This window comes from Pedobacter frigoris, assembly GCF_032678645.1.
GTDB lineage: Bacteria > Bacteroidota > Bacteroidia > Sphingobacteriales > Sphingobacteriaceae > Pedobacter > Pedobacter frigoris_A.
In genome coordinates this window covers 1,291,865-1,318,077 of record NZ_JAVTSP010000001.1, presented here as the reverse complement: position 1 = coordinate 1,318,077, position 26,213 = coordinate 1,291,865, and the positions used below count along the sequence as shown (strand labels likewise).

The 26,213-nt window shown below is 39.0% G+C and carries 18 protein-coding genes; 14 read left to right on the top strand and 4 right to left on the bottom strand.

All coding sequences use genetic code 11. The features are described 5' to 3' along the window. Positions 1-62: 62 nt before the first annotated feature. The 6 genes from R2Q78_RS05760 (at position 63) to R2Q78_RS05735 (ending at position 8,462) form a co-directional block, all read left to right on the top strand. Entirely contained in the window at positions 63-3,314 is a 3,252-nt protein-coding gene (locus tag R2Q78_RS05760; protein ID WP_316789749.1) for a TonB-dependent receptor, read from the top strand. 19 nt (positions 3,315-3,333) lie between these two features. Then, the gene (locus R2Q78_RS05755) at positions 3,334-4,971 is read left to right on the top strand and encodes a RagB/SusD family nutrient uptake outer membrane protein (protein ID WP_316789747.1); all 1,638 of its coding nucleotides are present in this window, start codon (positions 3,334-3,336) and stop codon (positions 4,969-4,971) included. A 176-nt stretch (positions 4,972-5,147) separates the two neighbouring features. Further along, on the top strand, positions 5,148-5,648 hold the full coding sequence (locus tag R2Q78_RS05750; RefSeq protein WP_316789744.1) for a hypothetical protein: 501 nt from the start codon (positions 5,148-5,150) through the stop codon (positions 5,646-5,648). A 120-nt stretch (positions 5,649-5,768) separates the two neighbouring features. Continuing rightward, positions 5,769-5,987 carry a hypothetical protein gene (locus R2Q78_RS05745; RefSeq protein ID WP_316789742.1) on the top strand — a complete coding sequence of 73 codons (219 nt, stop codon included), beginning with the start codon at positions 5,769-5,771 and terminating at the stop codon, positions 5,985-5,987. A 378-nt stretch (positions 5,988-6,365) separates the two neighbouring features. Then, positions 6,366-8,066: a S1C family serine protease gene (locus R2Q78_RS05740; RefSeq protein WP_316789739.1), complete on the top strand. Its 1,701-nt coding sequence runs from the start codon at positions 6,366-6,368 to the stop codon at positions 8,064-8,066. 87 nt (positions 8,067-8,153) lie between these two features. Continuing rightward, on the top strand, positions 8,154-8,462 hold the full coding sequence (locus R2Q78_RS05735; protein WP_316789737.1) for a YtxH domain-containing protein: 309 nt from the start codon (positions 8,154-8,156) through the stop codon (positions 8,460-8,462). A gap of 15 nt (positions 8,463-8,477) precedes the next feature. Here the strand turns inward: R2Q78_RS05735 and R2Q78_RS05730 are convergent, their stop codons facing one another. Beyond that, entirely contained in the window at positions 8,478-9,368 is an 891-nt protein-coding gene (locus tag R2Q78_RS05730; RefSeq protein WP_316789736.1) for a LysR substrate-binding domain-containing protein, read from the bottom strand. A gap of 84 nt (positions 9,369-9,452) precedes the next feature. Between R2Q78_RS05730 and hutH the strand changes: the two genes are divergently transcribed. Next, the gene (gene hutH, locus R2Q78_RS05725; RefSeq protein WP_316789734.1) at positions 9,453-11,024 is read left to right on the top strand and encodes a histidine ammonia-lyase; all 1,572 of its coding nucleotides are present in this window, start codon (positions 9,453-9,455) and stop codon (positions 11,022-11,024) included. Positions 11,025-11,035: 11 nt separating this feature from the next. After that, on the top strand, positions 11,036-13,036 hold the full coding sequence (locus R2Q78_RS05720) for a urocanate hydratase (RefSeq protein WP_316789731.1): 2,001 nt from the start codon (positions 11,036-11,038) through the stop codon (positions 13,034-13,036). 26 nt (positions 13,037-13,062) lie between these two features. Here the strand turns inward: R2Q78_RS05720 and R2Q78_RS05715 are convergent, their stop codons facing one another. Further along, a complete protein-coding gene (locus R2Q78_RS05715) occupies positions 13,063-15,906 on the bottom strand; it encodes a TonB-dependent receptor (protein WP_316789729.1) in 2,844 nt (947 codons plus the stop codon). A gap of 249 nt (positions 15,907-16,155) precedes the next feature. Beyond that, positions 16,156-16,614 carry a MaoC family dehydratase gene (locus tag R2Q78_RS05710; RefSeq protein WP_136836468.1) on the bottom strand — a complete coding sequence of 153 codons (459 nt, stop codon included), beginning with the start codon at positions 16,612-16,614 and terminating at the stop codon, positions 16,156-16,158. Positions 16,615-16,896: 282 nt separating this feature from the next. Here R2Q78_RS05710 and R2Q78_RS05705 point away from each other — a divergent pair, with 282 nt between their 5' ends. Further along, positions 16,897-18,294: an aminopeptidase P family protein gene (locus R2Q78_RS05705; protein ID WP_316789727.1), complete on the top strand. Its 1,398-nt coding sequence runs from the start codon at positions 16,897-16,899 to the stop codon at positions 18,292-18,294. On the opposite strand, the gene R2Q78_RS05700 is transcribed toward R2Q78_RS05705, so the two are convergent. Next, positions 18,274-20,469, bottom strand: coding sequence for an alpha-galactosidase (locus tag R2Q78_RS05700; protein ID WP_316789724.1), 2,196 nt, complete (start codon positions 20,467-20,469; stop codon positions 18,274-18,276). The two genes, R2Q78_RS05705 and R2Q78_RS05700, sit on opposite strands and share 21 nt — an antisense overlap. A 214-nt stretch (positions 20,470-20,683) precedes the next feature. Here R2Q78_RS05700 and R2Q78_RS05695 point away from each other — a divergent pair, with 214 nt between their 5' ends. From R2Q78_RS05695 to R2Q78_RS05675, 5 genes are all read left to right on the top strand, one after another. Further along, positions 20,684-21,991, top strand: coding sequence for a hypothetical protein (locus R2Q78_RS05695; protein WP_316789722.1), 1,308 nt, complete (start codon positions 20,684-20,686; stop codon positions 21,989-21,991). A gap of 194 nt (positions 21,992-22,185) precedes the next feature. After that, complete coding sequence (locus tag R2Q78_RS05690) at positions 22,186-23,079, top strand: ectonucleotide pyrophosphatase/phosphodiesterase (protein WP_316789720.1); 894 nt, start codon at positions 22,186-22,188, stop codon at positions 23,077-23,079. A gap of 185 nt (positions 23,080-23,264) precedes the next feature. After that, on the top strand, positions 23,265-23,957 hold the full coding sequence (locus R2Q78_RS05685; RefSeq protein WP_316789719.1) for a YetF domain-containing protein: 693 nt from the start codon (positions 23,265-23,267) through the stop codon (positions 23,955-23,957). A 35-nt stretch (positions 23,958-23,992) separates the two neighbouring features. Beyond that, positions 23,993-25,483, top strand: a complete 1,491-nt coding sequence (locus R2Q78_RS05680) for an alpha-amylase (protein ID WP_316789718.1) — start codon at positions 23,993-23,995, stop codon at positions 25,481-25,483. A gap of 91 nt (positions 25,484-25,574) precedes the next feature. Next, a complete protein-coding gene (locus tag R2Q78_RS05675; protein WP_316789716.1) occupies positions 25,575-26,168 on the top strand; it encodes an RNA polymerase sigma-70 factor in 594 nt (197 codons plus the stop codon). Positions 26,169-26,213 lie beyond the last annotated feature (45 nt).

Sequence of the window (26,213 nt, the reverse complement as noted above, 5' to 3'; positions counted from 1 at the left end):
ATTTAAACTTACAATTAAGGTATGAAGGCCATCGTCATACATATAATAAAATTCTGCTGGTTATGAAATTGACTATTTTATTGCTGACCATTGCGATTGTTCAGGTAAGTGCAAATAGTTTTGCGCAAAAAATTACCCTGAATAAAACCAAAGTGCCTTTGCAACAAATCATAGAAGACATAAGGGCGCAGAGCGGTTATGATTTTTTATACAATAACAAACTGTTAAAAAACTCCAAGCTTGTCACTATTAATGTAAAAAATGCTAGTATCGAAGAAGTTTTGGCCATCTCTTTTGCCAATCAGCCAATAGTTTATAAGCTGGAAGATAAGGCGGTCTGGCTTAAAGAAAAAGAGAAACTACTACCGGAGCAGCTTGCAAATTTGTTGGCAGTTATTGATATTAAAGGACAGGTATTGGATAATGAAAATAATCCTTTATCTGGTGTTAGTATTAAAGTAGAAAGTACAAACAATGGCGGGCTGACCGATGTTAGAGGAAATTTCCTGCTGAAAAATGTTAAGGCTGGAGATGTAATTATAGTTTCTATGGTAGGTTATGTTCCACAGAGAATTACGTTAAGTGGTGAAGCGGATTTGAAAATTACCTTGCTGGAAGATACACAGGGCTTAACGGAGGTTGTTGTAGTGGGGCTAGGTACTCAAAAGAAAGCGAGTGTGATAGGTGCTATTTCCTCTATTTCAACTAAAGAATTGAAGCAGAGTCCTGTTGCTAATATTTCAAATGCATTAGCAGGGAGATTACCGGGGCTGATTGCCGTACAAAGAAGTGGTGCACCGGGGGTAAACGGAAATGACGGCGCCCAGCTCCTCATAAGAGGGATTGCCTCGCTGAACAATTCCAGTCCTTTAATAGTAGTTGACGGGGTAGAAGGAAGGACAATCAATGACATTGATGCAAATGATGTAGAGAGCGTAAGTATCTTAAAAGACGCAACGGCTACAGCCATTTATGGAATGCGTGGTGCCAATGGTGTTGTACTGATTACCAGTAGAAGAGGATCTGCCTCAAAAGCTCCGAGTATCAATTTTACCTCACAATTTGGAGCTCAAACACCTACACGTATACCTGAGGTTGTAAACTCGTATGAATATGCGATGCTATACAATCAGGCCAATAAGAATAACGGAACCCCGCTAACTTTTACTGAAGCACAGCTTGATGGTTACAAAAGCCAGACGGACCCATACTTATATCCGAGTAATAATTTTGCAGACCTTTTACTGAAGAAAAATTCACTGATGAACAGGCAAAACCTAACCATCACTGGTGGATCCAACTTTGCGCGTTTTTTTGTTTCTGCAGGATATCTTTCTCAACAGGGCATCTACAAGAAGTTTGACACACCGTACCCGTCTGACCAGGTATTTAGAAGATACAACTTCAGGGCTAACGTAGATATCGACGTAACAAAAACGACGCTTATTCGTTTGGATTTATCAGGTAGTTTTGGGTCTCTAAACAGACCAGCCTATCCAAATGAACCATTTTTCTCTATAGTTAGGTTTGCGCCCAATTTAAACCCTATTAAAAATCCAAATGGTACCTGGGGTGCAAATGCATTATTGCCAAGAAACCCTGTTGCTGAACTGGCTGATGTCGGCTATGTGATCAATTACGCAGGGAGACAACAAGGCACATTTATGCTGACCCAAAAACTTGACGTATTGACTAAAGGTTTGTCTGCTACGGTATCACTTTCTTATGATGCCAACTATAATCAAGATCAAACTCGTAGCAGAGACTATGATGCGTTCCAATATAGGGCGGATGGAAGCTATACAAGATTGAGGACGGGAACAAAATTAACCCCTGCTAGCGGCGCTTATGGATTGAGCCGGTTTTCAACTTACAGGGCAAATTTGGCTTATGATAGGGCGTTTGGAGATCATAATGTAACAAGTGCCATTTTTTACAGTCAGCAAAAATCCTACAGTAATGTGGAAATCGCTTCAGGTTTACAGGGGTTACAGGGACGTACTACTTATAATTTCAAAAACAAGTACTTTGCCGAGGCTACTTATGCTTACAATGGTTCAGAAAACTTTGCTAAGGGCAAGCGATTTGGATTTTTTCCAGCAGCCGCCGTAGGGTGGATCGTCAGTGGGGAGGATTTCTTTGCTAATAATGTTAAATTCATATCTTTTTTAAAGCTTAGAGGATCATATGGTATTGTAGGAAATGACCGGTATGGTCAAAGGTTCTTATTTGATGGGTATTATTCCGACGGAACTGGAACCAGTTTCGGAAGTCCCCCGGCAAATGTATCTGGACTACAAGAGACCTTTATTGGTAATAGAGATCTTACTTGGGAAAAAGGATACAAAAAGAATATTGGTGTTGAATCAAAATGGTTCAATAATATGTTGACTTTAAATTTCGATTTGTTCCAGGAAAACCGGAAAAATATTCTCGTGGCTCCTTTAGCTCCGGGATTGGCAGGATTCCCTACAACTGCTCCGATCAATAAGGGAGAGGTAATAAACAAAGGTTTAGAAGCAGAATTAGGTGTACGTAAAAGCTTTGGTGGCTTACAGGTTAATTTGTTGGCCAATGTTGGATTTAACAGAAATAAAGTATTGGATAACAATCAAGCGGTACCTAAGTTTGAATATCAATCCGGTATAGGTAAAAGAGTAGGTCAAAACTTCGGATTGATTGCGTTAGGATTATTTCAAAATGCGGAAGAAATTGCTAATAGTCCGGTTCAAACCTTTACTAACCGAGTTGTACCAGGAGATTTAAAATATAAAGATATCAATGGTGATAATAAGATTGATGATTTTGACAGAGTGGCGATAGGTTATGCTGCAACACCAGAAATGCAATATGGCGTTACCTTGAACTTGAATTATAGAGGTTTTGATTTGAGTGTATTGTTCCAGGGTTCTGCCAATTCATCTACCTATTTTGAATCTTTTGGTTACATACCGTTTTTTAGTCAGGGAACAGCACTAAAAGCCCATTTAGGGAGCTGGACTCCGGAAAATGCAGCTACTGCTACCTTCCCAAGAATTGATATTGGTTCCAATCCAAATAACAACAGAATATCGACTTTTCATTTGCTGAATGGAAATTATGTGCGGTTAAAAAATGTTGAAATTGGTTATTCATTTTCTCAAAATATACTTAAAAGAATTGGTTTACAAAGTGTGAGATTATTTGCAAATGGTCAGAATTTGCATACCTGGTCTAAAATTACACTTACTGATCCTGAGTATGGAAGTGGAGGTATAGGCAGTACTTACCCACAGCAAAAAGTTTACAATTTTGGGTTATCTCTTAATTTTTAATTTAAAAGGATTAGTTCAGATGAAGAATTATATAATTATAGCATTGTTGCTATCGACAATCGGTTTAAGTTCATGCAAAAAATACTTAGACCTTGCTCCAAACGAAAATATTCAGGAAGATCAGGTATTTAGTACCATAATCCAGGCTGAGTATTTTGCCAATAATGTGTACAGCACACTTCCTACATTTCAGACCAGGACGGGAGATGGCTTTACCTCCATCAATGCGGTAAGTGATGAGGCAGCCCCTACATTCTGGAATAATGGGATGTCTTTCAACAGAGGGGGATATTCACAGTCATCCAATCCAATAGGAAATATATGGGCAAATAGTTACAGGGGTATTAGAAAGGCAAATATCTTATTGGAAAGACTCCCAGATGTCCCTACTCCCAACGATGGTGATCCTGAATCTAAAATAAGATTAAGGGCAGAAGCGCTCTTTTGCAGGGCTTTTCTTTATTTTGACATTCTCAAGTTTTACGGGGCTTTCCCAATCGTCGATAAGCGTGTTCCGATTGACGATCCGTTTCAGCAAAAGAGAAACACTTATGACGAGTGTGTAGCCTTTATGGTAAAAGATTTGGATGAGGCCGCTGCAGTATTGCCAGATTTCTATTCTTCTACTACTACTCCCCCTACTGCCAATATGATTGGCCGTGCTACAAAAGGCATGTGCCTCGCGTTAAAATCGAGGTTATTATTATATGCGGCAAGCCCACTGAATACAGCCGATAATTCAGTAAAATGGCAAAAGGCAGCTGATGCGGCCAAAGCAGTTATCGCTCTTAATAGATTCCCTCTATATAACGTGAAGGCCAATAAGGCTGATAACTATAAGGATATATTTAATGTGTATGCGAATAGTGAAATCATCTGGTATAGAGACCTAGGCAACAACAAAAATTATGAACAGGCATTTTATCCTCCGGGGTTATCCGGATGGGCCAATACTGTACCTACACAAAATCTGGTTGACGAATATCAAATGGCAAATGGAAAAGACATCACAGATCCTACTTCTGGATATGATCCCGCAAATCCCTATTTGAACAGAGAACCAAGGTTTTATGCTTCAATTTGGTATAACGGCAGTGTAATCAGAGGGTATACAATAGCTGCCAAAACTGGCGGATTGGATGCAATCAATGGTGCAAATGTAAACACGACTACAGGATATTACACGGCTAAATTTTGTGACGGCTCGGTGAGTTTAACTTCCGGATCAGGACGACAAACCATGAGTATTTGGTTCAGAATTGGGGAAATGTACCTAAACTATGCAGAAGCAGCGAATGAAGCAAATACTTTACCGACCAACGACCCATTGATTTATACTTATATGAATTTAATAAGAAACCGCGCTGGGATTGCAGACTTGCCTGCCGGACTTACAAAAGAAGACATGCGTAAAGCGATCAGAAGAGAGCGGCGGGTGGAATTGGCTTTTGAGGAGCACAGGTTCTTTGATGACCGAAGGTGGAAGTTAAGGTCTAGCTCACCTATTTTCGCATACAGATGGAATGCTGCCGGGACGGCCTATACAAAGGAAGAAGTAGAAAACAGGCCATTTGAGGAAAAAATGTGGTATATGCCTATACCTCAAACCGAACTCGATATTCTGCGTAGTGTAGAACAGAATTTAGGATGGAAGTAAAATTGGCTTTATAGCCTGCTCTTATACACCTAACGGAGCTCCCCACTCCGTTAGGCTGTATTAAAATTTATCTATAATTATAATTATTTATCTAGCTGCTAGCAGAAAAAAAAAGTCTCTTTTTTTGAATAGATTTGTTGTACTAACTGATTAAATAAAAACAAACAACATTATCTATGAAATTTATAAAAACATTATTAGCTCTGGGATTTATCGGTATAGCAACCAGCTGTAACAATGATTCCCAAAACACAGCAAATACAGAACAGGGGCCTGTTGAAGAACAGTCTATTGCTGTTGATTTTTCTGGAAATTACGTAACGCCAGAATACCTTGACCGTGACAAAGGTTATGATTGGGTAGCAGTAACGGCAACCAAACTATCGGACAGCACACTTCACATTTCCATACGTTCGAGGGCAGACAAGAAAAAACCAACCTGTACTTTTGATGCGGATGCCAACAGACTGTCAGCCAATATTTTTAAAACAACTGTAAATGGGAAAAACATCCTATATACTTTTGGAGAAAAAAATATGACCATTGGAACAGAGAAGAAAGAAGATGTGGGAATATTGAATTTCTATTGTTCGGGCGGGGGTAGCTTAGCAGGAACATATAATAAAATAAGCGAACCATTAGATAGCTTACAGATGGAAGGGGTAAACAGAAAATAAATGACTATGTTTTGACTTTTGGTATGATTCCTGTTCTGCATTCAGAAAGGATAATATTTGAAATAATCATATAAAGGAGATATTATGATAAGGGATAGTCTAAAATTAACATATGAATTCATGGCGAATTTTTATGCTGCTCATGATTTAAGAGGAGTGTTTTTAATTTGCGAAAAGACAGAAAGTACACCAGCTTTTTATTACTCAGTAAATGACAGGTACCTATACGCAGAATCATCTGCTACGAATGAATTGATTCCGATCACCAAAAGGATTATCACTTTTGCTGATCTTGAACAATTTTGCCGATTAATATTAGGACTGAAATTTCACTATTAAAATCTGATTTCAAATCTCATTTTTAAACATATAATCATCATGCGCAGGGCTTTCATTGGTAGATGTAGAGCCTTTACATTGAAATAACGTTTAAAAGCCTGGTAACAGGAAGATAATTTGAATTTTTTTCAAAAAGATTTATAGAATGATTGAAAATGAATGACGTTTAGAAAACTGAACAAACTGAATTAACGAGATTAATTTAGTTTGTTATATTTTCGACTTCGAGAGCGTTAATAAAAAGCGGGATGTTCATAATAGGGTGATGCCCGCTTTATTATTAGAGGGATATTGTAATATATCTAATACAACAGTCAATAGTTTTAAACCATTGTATGATTTTATGATCTTACCACAAATCATAAAACTAAACTGGAAATGAGGAGATTATTATTGATCTTAATGTTGCTGCAGGTCTGTACGCAAGGTTTTACACAGAAATTTGATGCCAGACGCCTCGAAAATGAGGTTAAGCAAACCAGCCAAAAGGCACTTGCATCTGCTGTTTTAATAAAGCCATATGATACGCTTTCAAAACGGGTCTTAAGTGGTATGTTTAGTGGGGTAGTAGTCGACGCAGCCGGTTATATTTTATCCGCAGCTCATGCAGTAAGGCCTGACAGAATCTATCAGATTTATTTTCCAAATGGCAAGACATTTATAGCTAAAGGATTAGGTAGGATTCCCGCCAACGACGCAGCAATCTTAAAGATCATTGAAAAAGGAGTGTGGCCATTTGCAGAGATGGGGTGGTCCGGTTCTTTAAAAAAATATGAACCTTGTATTAGTATAGCCTATCCGGGTAGTTTGCCGCAGTTGAAACCTACATTGCGTTTTGGATATGTGGTAGATAGGAACGCAAAAAATGGGTTTATTCAGACTACTTGCCTGATGGAACCGGGAGATTCCGGAGGTCCGGTATTCGACTTAAAGGGAAGGGTAATTGGACTCCACAGTCAAATTGAACTGGGTTTGGATGGAAACTTTGAAATTGCCGTAGACCTCTATAGAAAGTACTGGAAAGCACTTACTGTAGCAAAAAGTTATTCAGAGTTGCCTCCCGCAGATAGTCTGCTGTCTTCAGATCCATTGGTAAACCAACTAAACTCAATAAGCGGCCTGGAAAATATAAACGAAAATTTTTCTAAGCTGGAGTCTGTCCTGGAACGCAGCAGTTTTACAGTAAAAAGTCAGTTGGAGGGCAAAGAAAGTACTGTTTTGGGAACGCTGTTTAATGCAGCGCCTTTTGCAGATAAGAAAATGACGACGGATAAGAGCTTTTTAATAAGTAAAAGTTCAATGGTAGGTGAGTCACCTCTGGTTGTCATAAAAGCTGACAAAGTAATTGCAGCCCGGGTAATAAAACGTGATGACGCAAATGATCTGGTGCTTTTGGAGATCAATGGCAAAATGAAGAATGGGGTTGATTTAAATGTTAGAAAAGACAGTATTGGGTTTAATGAAATAGGGAAGTTTCTAATTTCACCACATCCTGATAATTCGGGTCAAATTGGTGTACTGGGAAATGCTGGTGTCAACATAAAAAATGTTCCGAATTCGGGATTTTTAGGAGTTACAACAGAATTAAAGGACGGCCTGATCGTGCTTACCACACTTCAACGGAGGAGTCCGGCGAGTTTAGCGATGTTACGGGTAGGTGATCAGTTGTTGAGTGTTAACGGCAAAGCTATAAACGATCCCGAAGATCTTGTAAATGAAATTCAGAAATTTAAACCCGAGCAAAAGGTGAAATTACAGATCAAGAGAGGGGAAGAAGAGTTTACAAAGGACATCAAGCTGGCTTCCAGGTTAAATGTGAGAACACACATAGCCGATCAGTTTACCGATGGTAAAAGTGAGAGGAGGTTTGGTTTTGACCGGGTGTTTGTACACGACAGTAAGTTAAAGCCAACTGAATGTGGCGGGCCGGTATTTGATATGGAGGGTATGTTTTATGGGATAAATATTGCCAGATTTAGCAGAACAAGTAGTATTGCCGTGCCAGCAAAGACAGTCGCAGATTTTGTAAAAAGTAGCTTAAAAACGGGTGAAGATAAAAGCCAGGTAACTAAACTATGAGACTTTATAAATTTAAATGAAACTTTCGATAGCCAGTATTTGTTGATTTATCCAAATATATAATGGGAATAACTCAAAATGCTGATTATGAAAAATAGGAAATTGATCGAGGCTTTTTTTAGACAAAAATCTGATGGAATAGCACCAGTTGTTGCTTTAATTGGCGGACTTGCTGTAGGTGCTGTTCTGGGTGTATTGTTTGCTCCAGCAAGCGGTAAGGAGGCACGTGATAAAATACGTGATACAGCATTGCGCTTTAGAGGAAATGTTTCAGATGATGATGAAGTTGTTGAGGAAGATTTACATCCTCCTGTTGCTCATAAAAGACCTAAGTCGGATATCAAATCCATAATCCATGATGCGCATGTAGCTCATACGGAGCAGGGATTGAGTTAGGCAGCTGAAGACAAATCACGTGGAGCCAATTAGCAGCGAGATTACATTTTTTAAAGCAGGATTACGATTTGACTCTTTCCAGATTACAGATAGCTCTGTTCGCTGAGGAATGTCTTTTAATTCAATAAACTTTATAGAAAGGTTGTATCCGTGTTGTAGAGAAGTAGGGACTATCGCTACCCCCAGGCCCTGTTCTACCAGTTTGAATATAGTTAACGCACTTACTGATTTATGGAAAACTTTTGGTCTGAAGCCTTTGTCTTCACAGATACTCATGATCAGATCATAGTAGTGAGGACTGTCTTCACTGGAGAAAAATATGAAAGATTCTGTACTGAGTTGGCGGATGTTTTGAAAATTGGATGTATTGATAGGATGATTTTCAGGAAGTACCAAAGAAAATGAATCCTGAAATACCTGATGTTGAGAAATTCCGTCAGGTACCCTTGGTAATCGAACAAACCCTAAGTCTAATTTGTCTTTTTCTATAAATTCCAGCTGCATTTTGTTAGGCATTTCTTCCAGCAGTGTCTGGATACCCGGGTAATCTTTATTTAGCCTCAAAATCAATTCGGGGATCACATTTTGCGCAGCTGAACCGAGAAAACCAATTCGGAGTTCCGTTTCCTTACCCGCTCCGATATTTTCGAGGTGTTTTTTAATTGTATCCAAATGATTGAAGATAAAATCAACTTCTTCTTTCAGGTAAACGCCTGCTGTCGTTAGCTCTACTTTTCTTTTTGTGCGGTCAAACAAAGAAACTTTAAAGATCTCTTCCATTTGCTGGATTTGCCTGGTCAGTCCCGGCTGCGAAATGAAGAGCTTTTCTGCGGCCAGGCGAAATTTAAGTTCTTCTGCAAGAACCTTAAAATATTTGAGGTGGCGAAGTTCTATTTGATAACTCATGGTTATTGATTGATGATCTAAATGGTATTTATAATTATCAAAAGTATGAATTACATTTGTTTGAATCATATTAAAAATAGCAGCGTGGATAAGATTTTTAAATACGGAGCCGATATGCTTACAGTAAGCAAAGCTTTGGCAATCAGCAGAGGAACAATAAAAGGGATATTGAGTGAAGAGACCCGGGAAAGTGTACGTAAGAGCAGTGCTATTGTAGATAAGATTGCACTTTCGGATAAAGCGGTGTATGGAATTAATACCGGTTTCGGGCCGTTATGTACAGAAATGATCTCTGCTGAGGATACTAAGAAGCTACAAGAGAATATTCTTAAAAGCCACGCTGTAGGAATTGGAGAACCCGTTGCAGAAGAAATATCAAAGCTGATGCTGGTATTAAAAATCCAGGCGCTGGCTCAGGGATACTCTGGTATCCAGGAAGCTACTTTAGACCGTATGATCTGGCATTTGGAAAATGACATTATTCCAGTTGTTCCAAAACAAGGATCGGTAGGTGCGTCAGGTGACCTGGCGCCACTTTCTCATCTTTTCCTCCCGCTTATTGGTCTTGGGAAAGTACATCATGAAGGGGAGATCAAAGAAACCGGTACACTTTTAAATGCTCATGGTTTGAATCCAGTCGCATTAGGTGCCAAAGAAGGACTTGCATTGATCAATGGAACACAGTTTATAGCGGCGCATGCAGTAAAAGTTATAGAACGTTTTCATAACTTGCTTGCTACCGCAGATCTTACGGCAGCGATGATGCTGGAAGGGTTATTGGGTTCGGCCAAGCCTTTTGAGCAAAAACTACATTTACTGAGACCCTATAAAGGTAACCAGCATGTTGCAGCTCATATCCGTAGTCTGCTGGCAGATTCTCAGATTGTTGTTTCTCACGCCAATTGCTCACGCGTACAGGACCCTTATTCTTTGCGCTGTATCCCTCAGGTTCATGGCGCTTCGAGAAATGCCTGGTTGCATTTGAAAGAAATGCTTGAAATAGAAATTAATGCCGTAACAGACAATCCTGTAATATTTAGTGAAGACTTTACAGTAAGTGGAGGTAACTTTCATGGGCAGCCAATGGCCATGCCATTAGATTATGCGTGTCTTGCTGCTTCCGAAATTGGAAATATATCTGACAGGAGAATTTACCTTTCTCTTGAGGGAACCACCCCGGGAGTGCCTAAGCTATTGATGAAGGAAACCGGCTTAAATTCCGGCTTTATGATTCTTCAATATACTTCAGCTGCGTTAGCCAGCGAGAATAAAGGACTTTGTTTTCCGGCGAGTGCCGATAGTATTCCAACCTCTCTTGGACAGGAAGATCATGTAAGTATGGGATCCATTAGCGGACGTAAAGCACTACAGGTAATTGAAAACGTAGAAAAGATATTGGGAATAGAATTATTCTGTGCCGCGCAGGCGATGGATTTTCATGCTCCGTTAAAACCAGGAAAGATAATTAATGCCATCCATGAGGCTGTCCGCAAAAAAGTAAAGCATCTGGAGCAGGATCAGATCATGTACGATATAATGGAGACTACCATTGATATGGTGAAAAGTGGAGAGTTGCTACAAATTGCAAAAGCAACAGCTGCTGCCGAAAACCTAAATTATACCACTGAATTCAGCACTTACTTTGAGGAATTTTAATTTCGGGATTGATGAACTTTAAAGAACAAATCTTACAGGGAATTCCAGAGGTTTTGCCTGCAAAAAAAATATATGATACAAATGTCAATCATGCGCCGGTTCGTAAAGATATTTTAACTTCGGATGAAAAAAAGCTGAGTTTGCGCAACGCACTCAGGTATTTTCCACAGGAGTGGCACGAAGAACTCGCGGTAGAATTTTTGGAAGAACTGAAGACTTATGGTCGCATTTACATGTACCGCTTTAAGCCAGATTATTCCATGTATGCCCGCCCGGTTCATGAATATCCTTTTAACAGTTTACATGCGGGTTGTATCATGCTCATGATCCAGAATAACCTGGATCCTAAAGTAGCCCAGCACCCGGATGAACTCATTACATATGGGGGAAATGGCGGTGTGTTTCAAAACTGGGCTCAGTACCTGCTTACGATGCAGTATCTGGCTACCATGACGGATGAACAAACTTTAAATATGTATAGCGGCCATCCGCAGGGTTTGTTTCCATCTTCAAGGAATGCTCCGCGTGTTGTGGTTAGCAACGGAATGATGATTCCTAATTATTCTAAACCGGACGATTTAGAGCGGTTTAGCGCTCTAGGCGTAACCCAGTATGGACAGATGACTGCGGGTTCCTATATGTACATTGGTCCGCAGGGAATTGTACATGGTACAGCGATTACCCTGATGAATGCATTCAGGAAAAAATTGCAACCTGGTGAAACGCCAGCCGGCAGAATATTTCTAACGGCAGGGCTGGGAGGGATGAGTGGTGCACAACCTAAGGCAGGAAACATTACCGGTTGCATTACCGTATGTGCTGAAATTAATCCGGGAGCAGCGAGAAAGAGAAAAGAACAAGGTTGGGTAGATGAGCTGATTGACAATTCGGATGTATTGGTGCAACGAGTTCTTCAAGCGATAGCAGCAAAAGAAACAATATCTCTGGCTTACATAGGCAACGTGGTAGAGGTATGGGAGCGTTTCGATAAAGAAAATGTTACTATTGAAATTGGTTCCGATCAAACTTCCCTGCACAATCCATGGTCGGGGGGATATTATCCGGTAGGTCTGAGTTATGAAGAGGCCAATCAAATGATGGCTGAAGATCCTGGACAGTTTAAAAATAAAGTTCAGGAATCTCTGAGAAGACATGCGGCAGCTATCAATGCACATGTAGCTAAAGGGACATACTTCTTTGATTATGGAAATGCCTTTTTACTGGAATGCAGCAGGGCAGGTGCCGATGTGATGGCCAGTAATGGAAAAGATTTTAAATATTCTTCTTACGTTCAAGATATCCTCGGGCCTATGTGCTTCGATTATGGTTTTGGCCCATTTAGATGGGTATGTACTTCCGGAGATGAAAAAGACTTAAAGTTAACTGACCAATTGGCGCTGGAAGTAATGGAGCAAATAAAAGAAGAAGCTCCAGATGAAATCCAGCAACAGTTGCAGGATAACATTACCTGGATTAAGGAAGCAGGACAGAATAAACTAGTAGTGGGTTCGCAAGCCAGGATTTTATATGCAGACGCAGAAGGCAGGGCAAAAATAGCAGCGAGATTCAATGAGGCGGTGAATAGCGGACAACTATCTGCACCCGTCGTATTGGGACGAGACCATCACGATGTAAGTGGTACCGATTCTCCTTTTAGAGAAACAAGTAATATATACGATGGGAGCAGCTTTACTGCCGATATGGCCATACAAAATGTGATTGGCGATAGTTTTAGAGGTGCTTCCTGGGTTTCTGTTCACAATGGAGGTGGTGTAGGCTGGGGGGAGGTGATCAATGGTGGCTTTGGAATGGTATTAGACGGTACGGAAGAAGCCGATCAAAAGCTTAAAAATATGTTGTTTTACGATGTAAACAACGGGATTGCCAGACGCAGCTGGGCGCGTAATGCAGAAGCAAATTTTGCGATCAGAAGAGAAATGGAACGAACACCAAGCCTGAAAGTCACTTTACCAGTTCTTGTAAATGACGATTTATTAAATGGCTTATTTTAGAGAGAATTCAGCTTGGAGGAGGATAATTAAAATTCATTATTTACACGGAAATGTCGTCCTCCAAATCTCGATAAGTTGTAATTTAAGTTTAGTGAAAAGACCCGGGTCTGTTGTTTGTTACGGCTGTCAATAATCGTATTTCCTGAAACCATACGTGAGATATTATTGCCCTGTCCAAGAAGGTCGTTGCCACTCACAGTTAAACTCAGGTTTTTGTCTTTGAGGAAGTTTCTTCCAAGGGTTGTATTGATGATAAGAGGATTTGAGTTTGCTAAAGCATAACCGTAATTGAGCCTTTTTGAGGTATTAAAACTAATGAAATAGGATTTGATTATCGTTAGCCGGCCAGACAAATTCATATTGATATTGCTGATATCCCTGATAGCCTGATCACCAGTTGGATCACTATGACTGGTATTGTAATTAATCCCAGTATTTAATGTCAGATTTTTTAGTCTTAAGCTACCGTTAAGGGAAGAGTTAAAACTGATCGTCTTAAAGAATGTTGGGGCAGTAATCTGACCAATACCTATGGGCTGATATTCAGAAAACCGGTATAATGAATTGGTATTGTTGTTATTAGTTATGGTATAAGCGGCCTGCGTATTCAGAGTGATTTTTTTGGTTGTCATGCTTCCTGCAAACCGCTGTGAGAAATTAAGGCCTTTGCCAAAAGTTTTTTTATTGTTAAAGATGACTGCGCGGTTAGAAAATCCCATTGAACCGGAATAGCTAAACGAATACTTATTACTTTTAATCGGGATATTGAAGTTGTAATTGCCGCTAACCTGATAATTCCCATCTACATTTTCATAGCGTGTGATCTGTTTTAAGCTATTTAAGGTGTCGGGTACTAAAATTACATGGTCTACAATCTCCCTTTGTGTAGTAGAGGCGTTTACACCTACTTGCAAAGACCTGCCGGATTTTATGTGGGAATAATTGAAACTCCCATTCAGATTGTGACTGAAGGAAGGTTTTAAATCCGGATTGCCCACTATTATGTTTTGCAAACTTTGTGTGTTTCTAATGGGCTGCAATTGGTTAATTGTAGGATTATTGTTGGAGCCCTGGTAATTAAAGGAAAGCGTCTTTCCTTTAGCTATCGTTTTGCCGTAATTAAGGTTTGGCGAATAGTTGAATGTATTGTTTTTTATTGTTCTTGTCAGCCTCAGGTCACGGTTGGTCATGATATTAGGTCTTGCGTTGAAGCCAATACTATATCTGTTTTTACTCGACCCATAATTATAGTTGATACCCAATGTCTGATTGAATGAAATGGTACTGAAGGAGGTACTTAGGGAATCTACAAAGGAAACTTCGTTGGTTTTGTTGTCGAAGACAAATGTAGATACTTCGTTCATAGACTGGCTCACCGCTCCATTGTAAGAAAAATTAAGGCTTTGTCTTCCCAGTGTGTCTTTAGGTTTTTTCAATCCTATGCTATAGTTGAAGCCAAAGCTCAAATTCTGGCTATTGGACCTGCTATTCAAATCTCTGGTCAGAAGTGAATCTTTTAGGAAGGCACCCGTGTTTTTGTCGTAATAAATTGTATTTGTACTGATGTACTGATCCCTGCTATTTCCAGATAGTCCAAAAGCAGCTTTTGCAGAGAATGAGTTCTTTTGATTCCTGAGCTTTTTTGATATTGAAATGTTGGCGTTAACGTTTGGTGCGCTGCCATTTGAGCTATTGTTATTTTTCAGATCCTGGCGGATGAGACCGTATTGATTACTAAAAGATAAATTTTGATTGTCTGAGTGGTTATAACCGCCCATGACATATCCCTGAATGAAAACCTTTTTGTTGTTATAATTTATATTCCAATTGGCGTTGTGGTCGCTTCCCCCGTTTTCACCTTTACGTTTGGAACTGTTGGTGAAGTTGCCTTCAGGATTTATTGTCTCTGTGACCTGTTCATTTGAAAAAGCATTCGTATTATTATTAAAACTATACGAAAAGCCACTTTGCCCATTTTTTCCCATCTTGTCGTTATGACTCAATCCTATACCCAGAGATCTGCTGGTTCCGGCTCCGTTATTTGAGGTGCTGAGGTTTACATCAGCGGAACTTTGCCTGGTATCGTTCCATAAATTCATGCGGCCATTACTGCCGATCATGTCATTGGTTCCCGCGTTGCTGGAGAGGTTTCCAAATATACCTTTGTTCATGCCAGGCTTTGTAACAATGTTCAGCATTTTTATCGGTTCACCTATTTTGATGCCCGTAAAATTTGCCTCGTCACCAAAATCGTCTATTACCTGAATCTTGGAAACAATGCCTGCCGGTAGTCTTCCGATAAAATCTTTAACATTATTGGTAAAAAAATCTTTGCCATTTATGCGAAGTTTGATCATGTCTTTGCCCATCGTCTTGACGTTGTAATTTTCGTCGATCTCCATGCCCGGAAACTGCTTCATCAGATCGGCAACATTGTCGCCTTCATTGACCTGGAATGCGTCGGCGTTAAATTCAACCGTATCCTGCATGAATCTGACAGGATTAGGTTTCCCTTTGATTACAACTTCTTTGAGCATTTGGCTGGACATCTTTAGCATGAAAGCTTCCAGTCGCTTATGCTTTTCTTTTTCAGTAAAAGTATAATCAGCTTTCAGTCCATAATAACCTAACATGGAGACCTGTACAGAAAATTTATCAGCATTGATCTTTGACATACTGAAATTTCCGTCATCATCAGTCTGGGTTGTTAATGTATCCTTATCAAGGATGATCATCACTTTAACGTTGGGAATTGCGGCTTTAGCAGTATCTATCACAGAACCAGAAACCTTACGGTTGGTTTGTGCCGATAGTTTAAATGCATTACAGCATATAAATAAAAAGAGAATGAAAGCACATTTTTTTTTCAAGAGAGCAGATTAATATATGACCACTAAGATAAAAATTAAAATTTTACTCCAGCTTATTAATTCGCGCTGTATTACCTATTGTCCCGCCGGTGTGTTGGCGAGTGCATGAGATTGTTCCTCTAACATTATTGTGTTATAACACAATAATGTTAGAGGAACGGAGAATTGGACATCAGACCTAAAATGTATTTAAAACAATATAAGATTCTGATTGTCAGATAGAAATTGTTGCTGTTTTGGTTTTAGAACTTATATAAAATGATACAGGAATACGACTTCTCCTGTATATGCTGGTTTGGGCTGATCTTTGATTACAAGGGTAGCTTCAATAATAACCTTAGTCACACCCCTTAAATTTGCGATTGAAGTAAGTTTAGCTTTTAGTTGAACATCATTGTCTACCAGGACAGGTTGTCCGAATTTGAAATTTTCAATGCCATAGTTGATTTCCATTTTGATGTTGCGGACGTCTGCAATCTGCTTCCATAAATATGGGATTAATGATAAAGTCAGGTAGCCATGAGCGATGGTAGCTTTAAACGGGCCTTCATTTTCGGCTTTTTCCTTATCTACATGTATCCATTGGTGATCCAGTGTAGCATCTGCAAATTTATTAATCTGTTCTTGATCTATTTTATGCCAATTAGAAACACCTAGTTCTTTGCCCAGGTGCGATTGGTACTCTTCGAAATTATTGATTACAAGCATATATTTATATATCGGTTAAGGACAATTTAGTACTATTTTATACGTAAAACTTCCTTTGCGCATCATAAGCATCAATTGTGCCAGATTACAATATGGTAATTTTTCATGAAATTAAAAGAAGTTTTTGATCTTAAATCTTCTTGTGAATGCAATGGGCAGGGTTTTAAGATGTTGGAAGGAATATTCGGACTGAAAAAATAGTGTGCAAATTAAATTCGAAAAGATTATAGTGGTATGGCAGAAAATTAAGTAATTAGCAAAGAATAAGCACATCCAAAAATTATGTTCCAAAAGATCGAATACGTTAAAAGAAGAGCACTGCTTTCCACAACTCTGGGATCAGGTATTGTTCTGTTTATGGGTAATACCGAAAGTCCTATGAATTTTTTACACAATACCTACCATTTCAGGCAGGATAGTACTTTTCTATATTATTTTGGTATACAACAACCTGAACTTGCTGCGGTGGTCGATATCGAGAACGATAAAGTCATCGTTTTTGGTGACGAAATGAACATAGATGATATTGTTTGGATGGGGCGTCAGAAGACTCTACAGGAAAAAGTTTATGATTCTGGACTTACAGAGGTGCTTCCGTTGTCTGCACTTGAGGGTTATATTAAAACAGCTCAAACAAAGGGAATTGCAATTCACTTTTTACCACCATACCGAGCTGAAAATACCATTAGAGTTGCTGATCTGTTGGGGATTAGTGTACATAACGTAGGTCGGGAGGCTTCAATACCTTTGATTAAAGCAGTGGTGGCTCAGCGGTCATTGAAGTCTGAGGCTGAGATTGTTGAACTAAATAATGCGGCAGTTATTTCTGCAGATATGCATCTTTTAGCCATGAAGATTGCAAGACCTGGAATGAAAGAAAGCGAGATAGCGGCGGCCATACATCAGGTGGCCTTGAGTGAGGGAGGAAATCTTGCTTATCCGATTATTTTCACCATAAATGGGCAGATACTGCACAACCATTATCATGGAAATTTGCTCAAAGACGGTGATTTGGTGCTGAACGATTCTGGTGCTGAGACCCAGATGGGGTATGCAGGTGATTTAACCCGTACGTTCCCCGCCGGAAAAACTTTTAGTAACAAGCAAAAAGATATTTATACAATTGTTCTCAATGCCTATCATAAAGCTGTTGGCGCGTTGCGTCCAGGTACGCGTTATTTAGACGTACACAAAATGGCCTGTCTTGAGCTGGCAGAAGGATTGAAAGCTATTGGTCTCATGAAAGGAGATATGGAGGAAGCTGTTCAGCGAGGTGCGCATGCATTATTCTTTCAATGCGGAACGGGTCATATGATGGGGCTGGATGTACATGATATGGAGGATCTTGGCGAGCAGTATGTAGGCTATAGCGACGTTTTGTTGAAGAATACAGAACAGTTTGGTCTTAAATCATTGCGTTTGGGTAAAGAGCTTGAAAAAGATTATGTGTTGACTGTTGAACCTGGTATCTATTTCATTCCGGAACTGATCGATAGATGGCACACCGAAAGCAAATTTTCCGAATATATTAACTATGATCAGGTAAACGAATACCGCTCATTTGGCGGCATTCGGGTAGAAGATGATTTTGTAATCACGGCAGATGGATCTTCAATGCTGGGAAAACACCTGGCTTTGTCAATAGCGGAAGTAGAGGCGTTAAGGAGCTATAGCTTGTAGCTGTAAGATAACGCTGGTTCTTTTGCTATTTACTTCAGGATTAAAGCCTATTTTCATCAGGAAATCCCCTGAATAAATCTTTTGTGCATCAATCGGAGATGTTGTGCCGGGATATAGATTGATTTCTTTTATGTTGTATTTTTTTGCCGGATCCAATCCTTTTAATTTAATAGGCAATGCTATTCCTGTTTCATAAATAGTTGAGACATAATAATTGAAGATTATTGCCTGTTCTTTATTGGCGTTTACATAGGCAATAGACGCAGCTTTATTTTCATAGGGGTCTTGTAGTCTGTATTGATCACCATGCCAAATGATATCTTTAAAGCTATTGTATAACTTCACCGCGTTTTGGCTGAAAAGAAGATCTTTTTCAGGAAGTTCATTTACCCGTACATCATAACCCAGTTTACCCATCATGGCGACATCAGTTTTGAATTTTATAGGCTGTTTACCCATATCAGTAATATGGTTGTCAACAGCAATAGAAGGGAAGTAATAAGAATATTCCCACTGGATAAATATCCTGTCAAATGGGTTTGTATTGTCGCTAGGCCAGAATTCTGTAAAATATTTCAATGCTGCATAATCAACGCGGGTACCACCGCCAGCACAAAGCATCATCGGCACTTTCGGGTATTTTGCCCGTATTCTTTCCAATACGGCATTCAACCCTCTGACGTATTCGATATAAAAATGATCCTGATTTTTTAAAGTCGGTGAATTTGCATTATAGATAAGCGAGTTACAATCCCATTTGATAAATGCGAGTTCCGGTACTTCTTTAAAGGTTTGATCTACTACATTATATATGAAATCCTGAACTTTTGGGTTAGTCAGATCTAATACAAGTTGATTTCTCATGTAATATTCCTTCCTTTCGGGCTGTCTTATGATCCAGTCAGGATGCTTTTCATAAAGTTCGCTTTTTGGATTAACCATCTCCGGTTCGAGCCAGATGCCGAATTTTACACCATTTGCGGTTGATTCCTTACCGAGGGCACTGATGCCATTTTTGAGTTTTTGTTTGTTGTATTCCCAATCTCCCAAACCTGCATTAGCCTGATTCCTAGGATATTTATTGCCAAACCAACCATCGTCTAATAAAAAGACATCGACCCCGAGTTTTTTTGTGTCTTCAATAAGGTGTTTTAACTTTTCATCATTAAAGTCAAAATAAGTTGTCTCCCAATTGTTTAAGATACTTAACCGCTCGCCTTTGCCTTCCAGCAACTGATAAGTTCTTGCCCAATTTTGCATATTTCTGCTCGCGAGACCTTTGCCTTCAGAAGAATAAGTATAGACAAAGCGCGGTGTAATAAAATTTTCTCCCGGTTTTAGCGTATAATTGGAGGCAAAATTGTTAATTCCTGCCGTAATTCTCAGGTAATATTCATCAAAAGTTTCGAAATCCAATCTGAAATTTCCTGACCACTCTAATGATCCGGCGATTACTTCTCCGGTATCTTCGGTGGCAGGCTGGTCGACAGAAACCATAAATGATGAAGAATGTAACAGGTTGTTTCTCGTCCCAAGTTTGGAATCTAAGGTTTTAATACCATGAAGAAGTTGCTGTTCTTCAGATCTCATTTCGCGGCCCCAGCCACTGTAATGGCTCTTTAAGAAAAACTTTTTACCACTCAAAGTAAGATTTGCCGATGCATATTTGTTCAGCGTGATTGAGCTCTTTTCGTTGTGATTTATTTCAACCCATTGCTCAATAACATCTTCATCATAATAGGCAAGGTAATTTAGCCTGACTTGAAAATTGTATTTTTTGTCTTTTAGTACAATACTGGTCAACTTTCTGTTTTTATCAACCTGTTGCTCCTCAACCGTTGCAAATGAAAGTACTGTAGATTTATTACCATCGGCATGGGTTATGGACAGACCCGGCTCCAGAAGATTTAATGATCCGGATGCGATGTAAGCTTCCCGTTTATTCAAAAGGTCATCAGATCCGGGTTTAAATTTGTCTAACCCCAGTATGGTGGGGTATTCATTGATATCTGTCAGCCTTTTTCCCAGATAAGTTGATAGCAGCGAATTTTCATGATCCGTTTGTAGGATAAGCGCTGTGTTTTTAGTGAGAATTTCGATTGTTTTTTGCGCGAAAGTTTCCATTACGGTTAGTGTTGTGAATAATAGAGTTAAACTGAGTATTCTTTTTCTCATAAATATAGGTTGATATTATTGATTAAATACTTTTCATAAAGTAGATGTATCAGCTGTTGTGATTTTGATTCTTTATTTTGACCTTAGCTCGCTTATCATTTGCGATTATTGTAAAACTATCTAGAGTAGGCTTAAAACGTGTAATCGTGGCAGTACAAAATCATAACAGTGTTTTGTATTTTTAAGTGTTTGTTTTATAGTGTTATAAGTTATAATGGATTTAAATTCTGTACAGTCTGATAGTCAATTTTTCATAGATGCAATGGATGTTTGTTGCCAAAAGATTGTAGAGAAAATGGGAGATAAACCCATTTCAGAGTGGAGAAGTGCAGATTATAATACTTTAAGCGCGCTACTTGGCAAGAAAACAAAAATCTACTTGAGTGAGAATACACTTAAAAGAATTCTTGGACGACTGAAGACCTCGAAGCGTTACTACCCTCAGAAAGCTACGAGAGACGCCCTGGCACAGTTTATAGGTTATCGGGACTGGCAAGAGTTTGAATTGGTATGTATGGGATCCAGGCAGAAGACCAAAATATCAGTTGAGCCCGAAAAAACTAAAGAAACTGAGGCTGCTAAAGCAATAAACAAGGTAAAAGTTAAACCTTATGTTCAGATAGGTGTGCTTATGGCATTTGTTGTAGTAGTTGTTGCTTTATTTAATTTGTACAATCGCGATGCTGTATCAAAAGACGTCAAACTCATATGTGAGAATCCTTTCGGTACTGTTCCTCATACCGCCGTATTTAGGTTGAGTGGTAAAGCTGCTATTGATCAGGGAGAAGAATTTCAAATAGACTTTATGGATGAAGCCCTGGTTTCTAATATAAAGGGAGAGAAGAATGTGACTAAATTTTTCAGAAATCCTGGTGTGGTATACGCGACTTTACTACGTCGGGAACAGCCCATAGATACTGTTGCAGTTTTTCTGCAAACCAAAGGTTGGGTAGCCAATTCCGGGAATGATACCTCCAGAGCCTATCCGATAAACGGACTTGGTGCGTTGAATCCAAAAAATATTTATGTTTCTCCTGAACAACTTGACTCCGCAGGGTTGGATACAACTAAACCTTTTCTTGTTGGATTTAGCAATATCAGACCTTCAAAGATCAATGGTGATAATTTCGATTTTTCCTGTAAGGTTTTTGCGGAGCAAAGCAGACCGGGCACACAGTGCATTGAAACAACTTTCATTATACTGGGAGAGAAACACCGGCACTTATTGAAATTATACCGGGCGAACTGTGTTGCTTTTTCTGAATACAAATTCTCGGAAAACCGGGTTCTTGGATCAGAGCAATTTCTTGGTAACCTCGCATTTAATCCTGAAAATGGAGGGACGGTACAAATTAAGGTGGAAGATAAACGAGCCTCGGTTTTTATCAATGGTAAAAAAGCACTTTCTACAAGCTATAGGAGATCCATAGGGAGGGTTATGGGTATCAAAATCTTATTCAATGGAATAGGTAGAGCCATTTCCCCTAAACTGAGAGATCTCTCTACAGGAGAGATTTTCTAGACACATTAATAGTGCTTTTATTTATCCAAATGAAATGTACTTCTGCGTTATTTAGCTGACATTTAGCTGGTTATTTGTTCATTATTTTGTTGTGGCTTTGTATGTTTAATGCTAGATATCTTTTTTTAGATTTATCTTTATTTAGTTTAGTACAAAAATTTAATCCATATTAACACGAATCACTTAACACAATTATGAAACACTTACTTTTTATTATTTTTTTATTTATTGCCAATACGGTATCGGCACAGAAAGCGACCAGGGTACTCATTATCGGACTTGACGGATTTAGCACCGAAGGATTTAAAACAGCTAAACATCCAAATTTGGATAAAATGATTGCTGACGGAGTGCTGTCTCTGACTACCAGACCGGTAATGCCTTCAGTAACTTTGCCAAACTGGACAAGCCACATGACCGGATCTGGACCTGAGGAGCATGGAATAACTGCTAATGACTGGACGCTGCAAAAACATACCTTGACTTCAATAGAAACGGATCAGGATGGGTACTATCCATCAATATTTAAAGTTTTGAAAGATAACATGAGTAATATTAAAACAGCCTATTATTACAATTGGAAAGAATTGATCAATCCAATCAATAAAAAATACCTTGATGAGATTAATTTTGAAGAGAAAGATGAGTATAGCGTAAATTATGCTAAGGCACATGATTTCTTATTGAAAAATAAGAAAAACCCAACTCTGGTATTTTTATACAGTGTTCATACAGATCATGCTGGTCATGGTTATGGCTGGATGTCGCCGCCATATATCAAAGCAATAGAAGATGCAGACGTGGCAATCGGCGCATTGCTGGATAAGTTAAAAGCTGATGATCTATATAAAGACACGCATTTTTTGTTAATTACTGATCATGGAGGTATCAATAAAGGGCATGGAGGTGTGACTATGAATGAAATGCAGGTGCCCTGGGCAATTACAGGACCTAAAATCAAGACAAAAGGATTGATAACAGAATTTAACAGTAATAAAAACACCGCCTTGGTACTGGCTAAAATCTTTGGTGTTAAGGAAATTCCGGCTTCGTGGACAGGTAAAATACCTGATTCTATATTTAAATAATTTAATATGACTGAATAGTTAAAAAAGCTCCTGTTTGAAAAAACAGGAGCTTTTTTTATTAACAGATTGAATTCGACTGATTAGAGATAGTTATTCCGCATCTCTGAAACAAATCATTTAAAGTAGTGTTGTTAGGAAATCACATATTAGGGCTGCTATCATTGTTATTAACTATTCTTACAAATATGACTTCAATAGACTGGAACAAATTCTTTATAGGTGAGGAAGATTGGGAGTTTCTTCTAGAAATATCCCTGCGTACCATAATGATGTATTTTATCATACTGATTGGGTTGCGGCTTCTGGGAAAACGAGGTGTAAGGCAGCTTTCGGTTTTTGAACTCGTTGTGATCATCAGTTTGGGGTCTGCAGCTGGTGATCCTATGTTCTACAAAGAAATCGGTCTTCTGTTCCCCATTGTCATATTTGGTATTATAGTAGGAGCGTATAGATTTACAACTTACCTGATGGCCAAGAGTACTAAGATCGACGATTTGGTCGAAGGGAAATGTGTCTATTTCATAATTGACGGCGAATTTTCGATAAAAGAATTTAATAAAGAAGGCCTCGCGCAGGATGAGTTCTTTTCAGAACTGAGGCAGCAAAGTGTTTCTCATCTTGGCCAGGTTGAGACTGCGATATTAGAGACTTCAGGTAATTTGAGTATATTTTTCTATCCCGATGAAATGGTCAAGTATGGATTGCCGATTATGCCGGCGCTGTTTGACAAGGCGAGTGAAGAGATTCTTGAAAAGGGGAAATATGCCTGTTCGCATTGTGGGAATATTTTACAAATGAATCCGATAAAATCACATCAATGCGATAAATGCGGTCATAAGAAATGGGTTAAGGCATTGAATAATTGCAGAGTACGATGATTTACTTATATCAAACAATTTAATTCCCTGATTCAATGGAAAACTTTACTATGTTGCAATTTTTTGAATGGTATTTCCCAGCGAATAGCAGTTTGTGGAATCATTTTAAGGATCAGGCCCCACATCTGAAAGGTATTGGAATAGATACGGTATGGCTGCCTCCGGCACACAAAGGCACTGAGGGGGCCAGTTCAAGTGGATATGATGCGTATGATATTTATGACCTGGGAGAATTTGATCAGAAGGGATCTGTAGCAACAAAATATGGCACTAAGGAAGAATTGATCGCTGCAATAGCAGTAGGCAAAGAATCAGGACTGCAGATTTACGCTGATATTGTTCTCAATCATATGGGCGGGGCAGATGAAAAAGAAACCATTATCGTCAGAAAAGTCAATCCTGAAAATCGGAATGAGTTCATTAGCGAAGCTTATGAAATTGAGGGTTATACAAAATTCACATTTCCAGGGAGAAACGGAAAGTACTCTGAGTTTGTTTGGGATTTTCAGTGTTTTTCAGGTGTTGATTATGATGATAGAACTGGAGAAACAGCAATTTTTAGCATTCAGAATGAATATGGCGAAGGATGGCAGGATGTACCGGATAAAGAACATGGCAATTATGACTACCTGATGCTATCTGATGTTGATTTTCGCAATCCCAATGTAATGGAAGAACTGAAGCATTGGGGGAAATGGTTTTACGAAACGACAGGGATAAATGGCTTCAGACTCGATGCCATTAAACACATGCCGCACTGGTTTTATAATGAATGGTTGGATTACATGCGCGGAGAATTTAAGCAGGAATTCTTTACTGTAGGGGAGTATTGGGCACCGTATGATCTAGAGGCAATGATCAAATATATTGAAGTCACCGGACGAAGAATGTCTTTGTTTGATGCACCACTACAGGCCAATTTCCATGAAGCGTCCAAATTGGGGGGTGAGTTTAATTTGAGTGAGATCCTGAAAGGTAGTCTGGTATCAGTTTATCCTGAACTCGCTGTTACATTAGTCGAAAATCATGACACCCAGCCACTTCAGTCTTTGGAGAATCCTGTAGAAGCATGGTTTAGACCATTGGCCTATGCGCTTATCTTGCTTAGGACAGGTGGATATCCCTGTGTATTTTATACCGACCTTTATGGTTCAGAATATACGGATGCAGGTAAAGATGGTGAGGATCACAAGGTCACTCTCGAAAAAATGGTGGATATAGACGTTATGCTCCAGGTCAGAAAGCATTTTGCGTATGGAGAGCAGTTTGATTACTTTGATCATCCAAACTGCATTGGCTGGACGCGGCAAGGGGATGAAGATCATGAAAACTCTGGTTGTGCGGTTTTAATGTCTAATGGCGAAGCAGCTCAAAAAATGATGCACATGGGGCCGAAGTTTGCAGGGAAAATATTCAAGAACGCTTTATGTAATGAGGAGGATAGGGTCAAGATAGATGACAATGGCGATGGAGCGTTTACTGTAAATGAAGGGAAGGTTTCGATTTGGGTTTTAGCAGAAAATTAGATTTTTTGTTAAAAAATTGGCTGAAATACCCGATCTTACATGCATTAGTGTAAAACTGGGAACAACTAGTCAAAATCCTCAATAATACAGCATGCTCGATTGTAAAAAACTTTCTGACGCGGAGCTTGTAGATCTTTTGAAAGAATCGAACTACAAAGCTTACAACGAGATTTACAATAGGTATCATTACCTGATGATAACGCACGCCTATAAAAAACTGAAGGATGAGGATCTTGCTCAAGATGTGATTCAGGAAGTGTTTGCCAATCTTTGGGTGAAAAGAGAGAGTGACCTTACTGCAGTGAACCTGGTCGGTTATTTATATACCTGTACCCGAAATAAAATACTGGATATTTTTGGACACCAGAAAATAGAATCCAAGTACATTTCGTCTTTTAGTGATTTTACACTCAATAATGGTGTTGAAAATACCGATCACCTGATAAGGGAAAAGGAATTCAAGGCTTATATAGAAAAGGAAATTCAGGCTCTGCCTAAGAAAATGCGACAGATATTTGAGATGAGCAGAAAAGAGCATTATTCTCATAAGGAGATTGCAGAAATATTGAATACATCGGAATATAATGTTTCGAAACAAATAACAAATGCCCTAAAGATATTGAGAGCAAGATTGGGGATCTATCTGTTTATGGTCTTAATTCTGAATTATTTATCCTCTAAATAGAATTGTTTATTTTATTTTTTTAAAATCTTCCTGTTGGTCTATGGT